The organism is Pseudomonas sp. BR20 (assembly GCF_050780135.1).
Taxonomy (GTDB): domain Bacteria; phylum Pseudomonadota; class Gammaproteobacteria; order Pseudomonadales; family Pseudomonadaceae; genus Aquipseudomonas.
This window is the reverse complement of record NZ_CP172012.1, coordinates 5,668,804-5,680,000: the sequence shown is the minus strand read 5'-3', so window position 1 is coordinate 5,680,000 and position 11,197 is coordinate 5,668,804. Positions and strand designations below refer to the sequence as shown.

Genomic DNA, 11,197 nt, shown 5'->3' with positions numbered 1-11,197 from the left:
TCCCGTTTGGCTCCACCACTACTGCTTCTACGTTATGAAAGCTTAGAAATGAGCATTCCATCCGTGTGATGGTGAATGTTGATTTCTAGTCTTTGATTAGATCGTTCTTTAAAAATTTGGGTATGTGATAGAAAGATAGACTGAACGTTACTTTCACTGGTAACGGATCAGGCTAAGGTAAAATTTGTGAGTTGCTCTTAATTGAGTATTATCGAATTTTCGGCGAATGTCGTCTTCACAGTATAACCAGATTGCTTGGGGTTATATGGTCAAGTGAAGAAGCGCATACGGTGGATGCCTTGGCAGTCAGAGGCGATGAAAGACGTGGTAGCCTGCGAAAAGCTTCGGGGAGTCGGCAAACAGACTTTGATCCGGAGATGTCTGAATGGGGGAACCCAGCCATCATAAGATGGTTATCTTGTACTGAATACATAGGTGCAAGAGGCGAACCAGGGGAACTGAAACATCTAAGTACCCTGAGGAAAAGAAATCAACCGAGATTCCCTTAGTAGTGGCGAGCGAACGGGGACTAGCCCTTAAGTGGCTTTGAGATTAGCGGAACGCTCTGGAAAGTGCGGCCATAGTGGGTGATAGCCCTGTACGCGAAAATCTCTTAGTCATGAAATCGAGTAGGACGGAGCACGAGAAACTTTGTCTGAATATGGGGGGACCATCCTCCAAGGCTAAATACTACTGACTGACCGATAGTGAACTAGTACCGTGAGGGAAAGGCGAAAAGAACCCCGGAGAGGGGAGTGAAATAGATCCTGAAACCGTATGCGTACAAGCAGTGGGAGCCCACTTTGTTGGGTGACTGCGTACCTTTTGTATAATGGGTCAGCGACTTATTTTCAGTGGCGAGCTTAACCGAATAGGGGAGGCGTAGCGAAAGCGAGTCTTAATAGGGCGTCTAGTCGCTGGGAATAGACCCGAAACCGGGCGATCTATCCATGGGCAGGTTGAAGGTTGGGTAACACTAACTGGAGGACCGAACCGACTACCGTTGAAAAGTTAGCGGATGACCTGTGGATCGGAGTGAAAGGCTAATCAAGCTCGGAGATAGCTGGTTCTCCTCGAAAGCTATTTAGGTAGCGCCTCATGTATCACTGTAGGGGGTAGAGCACTGTTTCGGCTAGGGGGTCATCCCGACTTACCAAACCGATGCAAACTCCGAATACCTACAAGTGCCGAGCATGGGAGACACACGGCGGGTGCTAACGTCCGTCGTGAAAAGGGAAACAACCCAGACCGTCAGCTAAGGTCCCAAAGTTATGGTTAAGTGGGAAACGATGTGGGAAGGCTTAGACAGCTAGGAGGTTGGCTTAGAAGCAGCCACCCTTTAAAGAAAGCGTAATAGCTCACTAGTCGAGTCGGCCTGCGCGGAAGATGTAACGGGGCTCAAACCATACACCGAAGCTACGGGTATCACGTAAGTGATGCGGTAGAGGAGCGTTCTGTAAGCCTGTGAAGGTGAGTTGAGAAGCTTGCTGGAGGTATCAGAAGTGCGAATGCTGACATGAGTAACGATAATGGGTGTGAAAAACACCCACGCCGAAAGACCAAGGTTTCCTGCGCAACGTTAATCGACGCAGGGTTAGTCGGTCCCTAAGGCGAGGCTGAAAAGCGTAGTCGATGGAAAACAGGTTAATATTCCTGTACTTCTGGTTATTGCGATGGAGGGACGGAGAAGGCTAGGCCAGCTTGGCGTTGGTTGTCCAAGTTTAAGGTGGTAGGCTGGAATCTTAGGTAAATCCGGGATTCTAAGGCCGAGAGCTGATGACGAGTTAACTTTTAGTTAACGAAGTGGTTGATGCCATGCTTCCAAGAAAAGCTTCTAAGCTTCAGGTAACCAGGAACCGTACCCCAAACCGACACAGGTGGTTGGGTAGAGAATACCAAGGCGCTTGAGAGAACTCGGGTGAAGGAACTAGGCAAAATGGCACCGTAACTTCGGGAGAAGGTGCGCCGGTGAGGGTGAAGGACTTGCTCCGTAAGCTCATGCCGGTCGAAGATACCAGGCCGCTGCGACTGTTTATTAAAAACACAGCACTCTGCAAACACGAAAGTGGACGTATAGGGTGTGACGCCTGCCCGGTGCCGGAAGGTTAATTGATGGGGTTAGCTAACGCGAAGCTCTTGATCGAAGCCCCGGTAAACGGCGGCCGTAACTATAACGGTCCTAAGGTAGCGAAATTCCTTGTCGGGTAAGTTCCGACCTGCACGAATGGCGTAACGATGGCGGCGCTGTCTCCACCCGAGACTCAGTGAAATTGAAATCGCTGTGAAGATGCAGTGTATCCGCGGCTAGACGGAAAGACCCCGTGAACCTTTACTATAGCTTTGCACTGGACTTTGAATTTGCTTGTGTAGGATAGGTGGGAGGCTTTGAAGCGTGGACGCCAGTCTGCGTGGAGCCAACCTTGAAATACCACCCTGGCAACTTTGAGGTTCTAACTCAGGTCCGTTATCCGGATCGAGGACAGTGTATGGTGGGTAGTTTGACTGGGGCGGTCTCCTCCTAAAGAGTAACGGAGGAGTACGAAGGTGCGCTCAGACCGGTCGGAAATCGGTCGTAGAGTATAAAGGCAAAAGCGCGCTTGACTGCGAGACAGACACGTCGAGCAGGTACGAAAGTAGGTCTTAGTGATCCGGTGGTTCTGTATGGAAGGGCCATCGCTCAACGGATAAAAGGTACTCCGGGGATAACAGGCTGATACCGCCCAAGAGTTCATATCGACGGCGGTGTTTGGCACCTCGATGTCGGCTCATCACATCCTGGGGCTGAAGCCGGTCCCAAGGGTATGGCTGTTCGCCATTTAAAGTGGTACGCGAGCTGGGTTTAGAACGTCGTGAGACAGTTCGGTCCCTATCTGCCGTGGACGTTTGAGATTTGAGAGGGGCTGCTCCTAGTACGAGAGGACCGGAGTGGACGAACCTCTGGTGTTCCGGTTGTCACGCCAGTGGCATTGCCGGGTAGCTATGTTCGGAATAGATAACCGCTGAAAGCATCTAAGCGGGAAACTAGCCTCAAGATGAGATCTCACTGGGACCTTGAGTCCCCTGAAGGGCCGTCGAAGACTACGACGTTGATAGGTTGGGTGTGTAAGCGCTGTGAGGCGTTGAGCTAACCAATACTAATTGCCCGTGAGGCTTGACCATATAACACCCAAGCAATTTGAGTCGAAAGGCCAGATTGCGGTGTGTGAAGACGCAATGAACCGAAAGTTCGATGCTCACAAAACACCGATAGCTGTCACATACCCAATTTGCTGAAGCGAGGCCAACTGGTCACGACTCAGTACCCGAATTTCTTGACGACCATAGAGCATTGGAACCACCTGATCCCATCCCGAACTCAGCAGTGAAACGATGCATCGCCGATGGTAGTGTGGGGTTTCCCCATGTGAGAGTAGGTCATCGTCAAGATTAAATTCCGAAACCCCATTTGCGAAAGCAGATGGGGTTTTGTTTTGCGCGGTCGAAAAGTGCCCTAAAATTTCTGGGTGATTTCATGAATGTTCTCAGCGATAAATTTGCTGCAGTCGCCTCATTTTTTCCTACTCGTAAGACGTCGGTTTCTCCAGGGCCTGCATCGCATCAATAAATGCGCTGACACGCTTCTGAATCCTGAAGAGTTCTGGCGCGGGCGGCATTCGTCCATCACGTGAAGCAGTATCCCCGCTCGAAGCTCGAGCGGTGCTTTGGGTGGGCTCTTTGATAATCAGAAGGGGGGTTGTAGCGGCCTTGCAAAGCCTCTGAGTGGGCTCGCTGGACTTTATAGTGGGTGGGGAGGCGGATGTGCTAACTCGCTCTCTGGGCGCCGTTGCGGCCTCAGGGCGCTTTTCTACAGACGAAAAAAAAGACCTTGAAATTCAAGGTCTTTCTTTAAGATGGTGCCCCGAGGGAGACTCGAACTCCCACTCCTTTCGAAAACGGATTTTGAATCCGCCGCGTCTACCAATTCCGCCATCAGGGCTCAATGGCGGCGAAGTATAGAGATGAGATTACCGTTGGTCAATCACGTTTCATGGTCTATTTTCACTATTTCCGCTAGACTTCCCGGCCCTGCTAGACGAACCCCATCATGCGCGTTGCTGACTTTACTTTTGAACTCCCTGATTCGCTGATTGCTCGCCACCCTTTGGCCGAGCGTCGCGCCAGTCGACTGCTGACCCTGGACGGGGCCAGCGGTACCCTCGCACACCGTCAATTCACTGATTTGCTTGAGCATTTGCGTCCGGGCGATCTGATGGTGTTCAACAATACCCGGGTAATCCCGGCGCGCCTGTTTGGCCAGAAAGCATCCGGCGGCAAGTTGGAAATTCTGGTGGAGCGAGTGTTGGACAGCCATCGTGTGCTGGCCCACGTACGCTCCAGCAAGTCGCCGAAGCCGGGTTCGAGCATCCTTATCGAGGGTGGCGGTGAAGCCGAGATGGTGGCGCGTCATGATGCGCTGTTCGAACTCCGGTTCGCCGAAGAGGTTTTGCCGTTGCTGGAGCGCGTCGGCCATATGCCGTTGCCTCCTTATATCGACCGCCCGGACGAAGACTCGGACCGTGAACGCTATCAAACGGTCTACTCCCAGCGCCTCGGTGCGGTTGCCGCGCCGACTGCCGGGCTGCATTTTGACCAGTTGCTGCTGGATGCGATCACTGCCAAAGGCGTCGAGACAGCCTATGTGACCCTGCACGTGGGGGCCGGCACGTTTCAGCCGGTGCGTGTGGATAACATCGAAGACCACCATATGCACAGCGAATGGCTGGAAGTCAGCCAGAACGTCGTGGACGCGGTTAACGCCTGCAAGGCGCGCGGCGGGCGGGTGGTTGCGGTGGGCACCACCAGCGTGCGCTCCCTTGAGAGCGCGGCGCGTGATGGCGTGCTCAAACCGTTCAGTGGCGACACCGATATCTTTATTTATCCAGGCCGGCCGTTCCATGTGGTCGATTGCCTGGTCACCAACTTCCATTTGCCCGAATCCACGCTCTTGATGCTGGTGTCGGCCTTCGCGGGTTATCCCGAAACAATGGCGGCGTATAAAGCAGCCATCGACAATGGATACCGTTTTTTCAGCTACGGTGATGCGATGTTTATCACCCGTAATCCGGCGCCGCGCGGCCCAGAGGAACAACTATGAGTCGTATGTCGTTTGAATTGCTCGCCACCGACGGCAAAGCCCGTCGCGGCCGCCTGACGTTTCCGCGCGGTACGGTAGAGACCCCGGCATTCATGCCGGTGGGCACCTACGGCACCGTCAAAGGCATGCTGCCGCGTGACATCGTCGCCACCGGTGCCGAGATCATCCTAGGCAACACCTTTCACCTGTGGCTGCGCCCGGGCACAGAGGTGATCAAGAAGCATGGCGACCTGCATGACTTCATGAAGTGGCAAGGCCCGATCCTTACGGACTCGGGTGGTTTCCAGGTGTTCAGCCTGGGTGCCATGCGCAAGATCAAGGAGGAGGGCGTGACCTTCGCCTCACCCGTGGACGGTTCCAAAGTGTTCATGGGCCCGGAAGAGTCGATGCAGGTGCAACGCGACCTGGGTTCTGACATCGTGATGATTTTCGACGAGTGCACACCGTACCCTGCTGATGAGGACGTTGCGCGGATTTCCATGGAGCTGTCGCTGCGTTGGGCCCAGCGCTCGAAGAACGCACACGGTGATAACACCGCTGCGTTGTTCGGTATCGTGCAGGGCGGCATGCACGAAAGCCTGCGCAAACGCTCGCTGGAAGGCCTCGATAAGATCGGCTTTGATGGCTTGGCCATCGGCGGTTTGTCGGTGGGCGAACCCAAGCACGAGATGATCAAGGTGCTGGACTACCTGCCAGGCCTGATGCCCGCTGACAAACCTCGTTACCTTATGGGCGTTGGCAAACCCGAAGATCTCGTAGAGGGTGTGCGCCGCGGTGTGGACATGTTCGATTGCGTGATGCCAACCCGCAATGCCCGCAATGGGCATCTGTTCATCGATACAGGCGTGCTGAAGATCCGTAACGCGTTCCATCGCCATGATGATTCGCCGCTGGATCCCACCTGTGATTGCTACACCTGCCAGAACTTCTCCCGTGCTTATCTGCACCATCTGGACAAATGCGGGGAAATGCTGGGTAGCATGTTGAATACCATCCACAATTTGCGTCACTACCAAGTCCTGATGGCTGGTTTGCGCGAGGCTATTCAACAGGGTACATTGGCCGCCTTCGTCGATGCCTTCTATGCCAAGCGCGGGCTCCCTGTGCCGCCCTTGGACTGAGTTTTCCGACCCTAAGATTCACTATTTGCAACTGGAGTGCTAAATGAGCTTTTTTATCTCTAACGCCATGGCTGACGCCGCTGCGCCTGCTGCTGCCGGCCCTATGGGCGGTGGTTTCGAGTGGATTTTCCTGGTCGGCTTCCTGGTCATCTTCTACCTGATGATCTGGCGTCCACAGGCCAAGCGTGCCAAAGAGCAGAAGAACCTGCTGGGCAGCCTGCAGAAAGGCGACGAAGTTGTGACCACCGGCGGTATCGCGGGCAAGATCACCAAGGTTTCCGATGCTTTCGTGGTTCTGGAAGTCTCCGACACCGTGGAAATGAAGTTCCAGAAGGGCGCCATCGCCGCCACGCTGCCAAAAGGCACGCTCAAAGCGATCTAAGTTCCAACCTTTACCAATCGACGGGGCGCGCAAGGCGCCCCGCGTTATAAGCGGGCGGCGTGATGCTGAACAAATACCCTCTGTGGAAATACCTACTGATCCTGGCGGTGCTGGCGATCGGTTTTATTTATTCCGCTCCCAATCTTTACCCTGATGACCCGGCGATCCAGATCACTGGCGCCAGCACTTCCCTGCAGGTCAACCAGGCTGATCTGGAACGCGCGAGCAAGGCACTGACCGACGCGGGTATCCAGGTTAAAGCGGCAACGTTGGCAGCTGGTGCGAAGGGCGGGTTGTTGCGCCTGACCAAGCAAGAAGACCAATTGCCGGCAAAAGATGTCGTACGCAAGGCCATGGGTGACGACTATGTCGTTGCGCTGAACCTGGCACAGACCACCCCACAGTGGTTGCGCAACATTGGCGCGCATCCGATGAAGCTGGGCCTGGACTTGTCCGGTGGTGTGCACTTCCTGCTGGAAGTCGACATGGACAAAGCTCTCGATGCTCGCCTGAAAGTCTACGAAGGCGACGTGAAGAGCTTGCTGCGTAAAGAGAAGCTGCGCTATCGCAGCCTGCCGCAGCTCAACGGTGCCATCCAGCTTGGCTTCTCTGACGAAGCCACCCGCGAACAGGCCCGTGCGCTGATCCGCAAGAACTTCAACGATTTCGACATCGTACCGGCCGACCTGAATGGTCAGGCTGTACTGCGTCTGGCGATGAGCCCGGCCAAAATCGCAGAAATCCGCGAATATTCCATCAAGCAGAACTTGACCACGGTACGTAACCGCGTCAACGAGTTGGGTGTGGCCGAGCCGATCGTTCAGCGTCAGGGCGCCAACCGCATCGTGGTTGAGCTGCCGGGCGTGCAGGACACCGCTGAAGCCAAGCGTATCCTGGGTAAAACCGCCAACCTGGAATTCCGTCTCGCGGCTGAGCCGGGTGCTTCCCGTGCGACTTCCGAAGAGTTCGAGTTCCGTGAAGGCAACCGTCCTCCAGCGCTGATCGAGCGTGGCTTGATCATCACCGGTGACCAGGTAACTGACGCCAAGGCTGGTTTCGACTCGCAGCACGGTAGCCCTGAAGTGAACATCCGTCTGGATGGCCATGGTGGCGAACTGATGAGCCGCGCCACGCGCAGCAACGTTGGTCGCAGCATGGCGGTGATCTTCATCGAGCAGCGCCCGGTGACCACCTACACCAAGCAAATGGTCAACGGCGTCGAGAAAGACGTACCGGTGCAGACCTTCAAGGAAGAGAAGAAGATCATCAGCCTGGCGACCATCCAGTCGCCGCTGGGTGCTCAATTCCGCATCACCGGCCTGAACGGCCAGGGCGAATCCTCGGAGCTGGCCCTGTTGCTGCGTGCCGGTGGCCTGGCCGCGCCGATGTACTTCGCTGAAGAACGTACCATCGGCCCGAGCCTGGGTGCCGACAACATCACCAAGGGTATCGACGCGGCCTTGTGGGGCATGCTGTTCGTGTCGCTGTTCATCATCGCCATCTACCGCTTCTTCGGCATCATTGCCACCGTGGCCCTGGCGGGCAACATGGTGATGCTGCTGGCCCTGATGTCGCTGCTGGGCGCTACGCTGACCCTGCCAGGTATCGCCGGTATCGTACTCACCATGGGTATGGCGGTAGACGCCAACGTGCTGATCTTCTCGCGGATTCGTGAAGAGATCGCCGCCGGCATGACCGTGCAGCGTGCAATCAACGAAGGCTTCGGCCGGGCATTTACCGCGATTCTCGACTCCAACCTGACCACATTGCTGGTCGGCGGGATTCTCTTTGCCATGGGCACCGGCCCTGTCAAAGGTTTTGCGGTAACCATGTCCCTCGGTATCTTTACCTCGATGTTCACGGCCATCATGGTGACCCGCGCAATGGTCAACCTGATCTTTGGCGGGCGTGACTTCAAGAAGTTGTGGATTTAAGGGGCTGCCATGTTACGTACAATCAACTTCATGGGCGTTCGCAACATTGCGTTCGGCGTCACCGTGCTCCTTACCGTTCTGGCGTTGTTCAGCTGGTTCCATAAGGGCCTGAACTACGGTCTGGACTTCACCGGCGGTACGCTCATTGAGCTGACCTACGAGAAGCCGGCCGACGTTACCCTGGTGCGCACAGAGCTGGTCAAGGCTGGCTATCACGAAGCCATCGTGCAGAGCTTCGGTGCGACCACCGACCTGCTGGTGCGCATGCCTGGCGAAGACCCGCAACTGGGTCACCAGGTCGCTGAAGCCTTGCAGAAGGTGGGTGGCGACAATCCGGCGTCAGTCAAGCGCGTCGAGTTCGTGGGCCCGCAAGTGGGTGAAGAACTGCGCGACCAGGGCGGCCTCGGCATGCTGATGGCGCTGGTCGGCATCATGATCTACCTGGCTTTCCGCTTTCAGTGGAAGTTCGGTGTCGGCGCCATTGTGTCGCTGATCCACGACGTGATCGTGACCGTGGGTATCCTGGCGTACTTCCAGATCACCTTCGACCTGACCGTGCTGGCGGCCGTGCTGGCGATCATTGGTTACTCCCTCAACGACACCATCGTGGTATTCGACCGGGTTCGTGAGAACTTCCGCGTGCTGCGCAAGGCGTCGCTGATCGAGAACATCAACATCTCCACCACCCAGACCCTGCTGCGGACCATGGCGACGTCGATCTCCACCTTGCTGGCGATCGCGGCACTGATGATCTTCGGCGGCGACAACCTGTGGGGCTTCTCCCTGGCTCTGTTCATCGGCGTCCTGGCGGGCACCTACTCGTCGATCTATATCGCCAACGTAGTGCTGATCTGGCTGAACCTCAACAGCGAAGACTTGATCCCTCCTGCTGCTACCGGCAAGGAGGTCGACGACCGTCCTTGATGGGCGCTTGTTGATCTGCTGTTACAAAGAAGGCACGAGTATTGAACTCGTGCCTTTTTTTTTGCTCCAAGGCTGGGTATAGCGCGGATCTTTCGGTCCGTTTGTGATGGTCAGGAGGTTCAACGTGAACAAGTCGTTACTGGTTGGTGCGGTATTGGGTGCTGTCGGTGTGACTGCCGGGGGTGCTGTTGCCACCTACAGCCTGGTAAAAAGCGGCCCTGAGTATGCGCAAGTGCTGGCGGTGCAGCCGGTGAAAACCCAGATTAAAACGCCTCGCGAGGTCTGCAAGGACGTCGCTGTGACCCGGCAGAAGCCGGTGCAGGATCAGCATCAGATCGTTGGTACCGTGGTTGGTGCACTTGCTGGTGGCCTGTTGGGTAACCAGGTCGGTGGCGGTAACGGCAAGAAGTTGGCCACCGTAGCCGGTGCGGTCGGTGGTGGTTACGCCGGTAACAAGGTTCAGGAAGGTATGCAGAACCGTGATACCTACACCACCACCCAGACTCGCTGTAACACCGTCAACGACATCAGCGACAAGGTAGTCGGCTACGACGTGCGTTACACCTTGGATGGCAAGGAAGGTTCGGTGCGCATGGATCGTGATCCGGGCGGCCAGATTCCAGTCGACAAGGAAGGGCGTCTCGTCCTGGGCCAGAACCAGCCGTAATCCCAAGGCCTGGTTCAATTCAAAGTGTGGGAGGGGGCTTACTGGTATTTAAGCCCGCATCAAATCCCAGGCATAAAAAAGCACCCCTAAGGGTGCTTTTTTTTGCTCGCTCGCTTAACGCTTCAGCGAAGCCGGCAGGTGCGGCTGGATCGCCGTCAGTACTGCCTTGAAGCATTTGGTGTTGCCGGCAACTACGTGGCCTTTTTCCAGGAAATCATGACCGCCGGTGAAGTCGCTCACCAGGCCGCCTGCTTCCTGGATCAACAGGGCGCCCGCAGCCATGTCCCACTCGGACAGGCCCGACTCCCAGAACGCATCAAAACGACCGGCAGCTACGTAAGCCAGGTCCAGGCTTGCTGCGCCAGCGCGACGAATGCCGGCGGTCTGGCCAACCAGGGCGCGGAACATACCCAGGTAGTTTTCCAGGTTGTCCATCTGGTCGTCACGGAACGGGAAGCCGGTACCCAGCAGAGCGCCATCCAGGCTGGTGCGACCGCTGACGCGCAGGCGACGACCGTTCAGTTGGGCGCCACGGCCACGGCTGGCGGTGAATTCTTCCTGGCGAACCGGGTCCAGTACAACGGCGTGTTCCAGGCGGCCACGGTATTTGCAGGCAATGCTGACAGCAAAGTGTGGGATGCCGCGCAGGAAGTTGGTGGTGCCGTCCAGTGGGTCGATGATCCACAGGTAGTCTTCGCCTTCGCCGCTGCCTTTGTGCAGGCCGGTTTCTTCGCCGAGGATGCCGTGGGTAGGGTAGGCCTTGCGCAGCGCGTCGATGATTTTCTGTTCGGCGGCGCGATCCACCTCGGATACATAATCCTTGGCGTCTTTTTCGTCGACCTTGATGGTATCCAGGCGCTCGATGGAGCGGAAGATCAATTCACTGGCGCTGCGGGCGGCGCGCAGTGCGATATTCAGCATGGGCTGCATGGATGTGTCACCTAAGGTTGTTAAAGAAAGCCGAGCATTCTAGCAGAAACTTTCTTCAGGTGAAGGACGACGTTAGCTTTCATGGCATAACCTTAGGCTGTTCTG

Annotated in this window: 7 protein-coding genes, 2 tRNA genes and 2 rRNA genes (1 of these 11 cut by a window edge); 9 read left to right on the top strand and 2 right to left on the bottom strand. The window is 56.0% G+C overall.

Annotated features, from left to right (window positions below):
• The 3 genes from ACHPFG_RS26185 to rrf all read left to right on the top strand — a co-directional run.
• A tRNA-Ala gene (locus ACHPFG_RS26185) sits at positions 1-18 on the top strand; it begins 58 nt to the left of the window's first position.
• Positions 19-267: 249 nt separating this feature from the next.
• Positions 268-3,159 (top strand): 23S ribosomal RNA (locus ACHPFG_RS26180).
• 151 nt (positions 3,160-3,310) lie between these two features.
• A 5S ribosomal RNA gene (gene rrf / locus ACHPFG_RS26175) occupies positions 3,311-3,426 on the top strand.
• A gap of 465 nt (positions 3,427-3,891) precedes the next feature.
• Here the strand turns inward: rrf and ACHPFG_RS26170 are convergent.
• A tRNA-Leu gene (locus ACHPFG_RS26170) sits at positions 3,892-3,976 on the bottom strand.
• A 108-nt stretch (positions 3,977-4,084) separates the two neighbouring features.
• Here ACHPFG_RS26170 and queA point away from each other — a divergent pair.
• From queA to ACHPFG_RS26140, 6 genes are all read left to right on the top strand, one after another.
• On the top strand, positions 4,085-5,134 hold the full coding sequence (gene queA, locus ACHPFG_RS26165) for a tRNA preQ1(34) S-adenosylmethionine ribosyltransferase-isomerase QueA (RefSeq protein WP_431700813.1): 1,050 nt from the start codon (positions 4,085-4,087) through the stop codon (positions 5,132-5,134).
• A gap of 5 nt (positions 5,135-5,139) precedes the next feature.
• On the top strand, positions 5,140-6,255 hold the full coding sequence (gene tgt, locus ACHPFG_RS26160; RefSeq protein WP_003175976.1) for a tRNA guanosine(34) transglycosylase Tgt: 1,116 nt from the start codon (positions 5,140-5,142) through the stop codon (positions 6,253-6,255).
• 43 nt (positions 6,256-6,298) lie between these two features.
• Positions 6,299-6,637: a preprotein translocase subunit YajC gene (gene yajC, locus ACHPFG_RS26155; RefSeq protein ID WP_003175975.1), complete on the top strand. Its 339-nt coding sequence runs from the start codon at positions 6,299-6,301 to the stop codon at positions 6,635-6,637.
• Between the two features lie 62 nt (positions 6,638-6,699).
• The gene (secD, locus tag ACHPFG_RS26150; protein ID WP_131697998.1) at positions 6,700-8,571 is read left to right on the top strand and encodes a protein translocase subunit SecD; all 1,872 of its coding nucleotides are present in this window, start codon (positions 6,700-6,702) and stop codon (positions 8,569-8,571) included.
• A gap of 9 nt (positions 8,572-8,580) precedes the next feature.
• Positions 8,581-9,495, top strand: a complete 915-nt coding sequence (gene secF / locus ACHPFG_RS26145; RefSeq protein WP_259242820.1) for a protein translocase subunit SecF — start codon at positions 8,581-8,583, stop codon at positions 9,493-9,495.
• A 124-nt stretch (positions 9,496-9,619) separates the two neighbouring features.
• Entirely contained in the window at positions 9,620-10,162 is a 543-nt protein-coding gene (locus ACHPFG_RS26140) for a glycine zipper 2TM domain-containing protein (protein ID WP_131697996.1), read from the top strand.
• A 114-nt stretch (positions 10,163-10,276) separates the two neighbouring features.
• Here the strand turns inward: ACHPFG_RS26140 and suhB are convergent, their stop codons facing one another.
• Positions 10,277-11,092: a type III secretion system regulator SuhB gene (gene suhB, locus ACHPFG_RS26135; RefSeq protein ID WP_003175971.1), complete on the bottom strand. Its 816-nt coding sequence runs from the start codon at positions 11,090-11,092 to the stop codon at positions 10,277-10,279.
• Between the last annotated feature and the right edge of the window lie 105 nt (positions 11,093-11,197).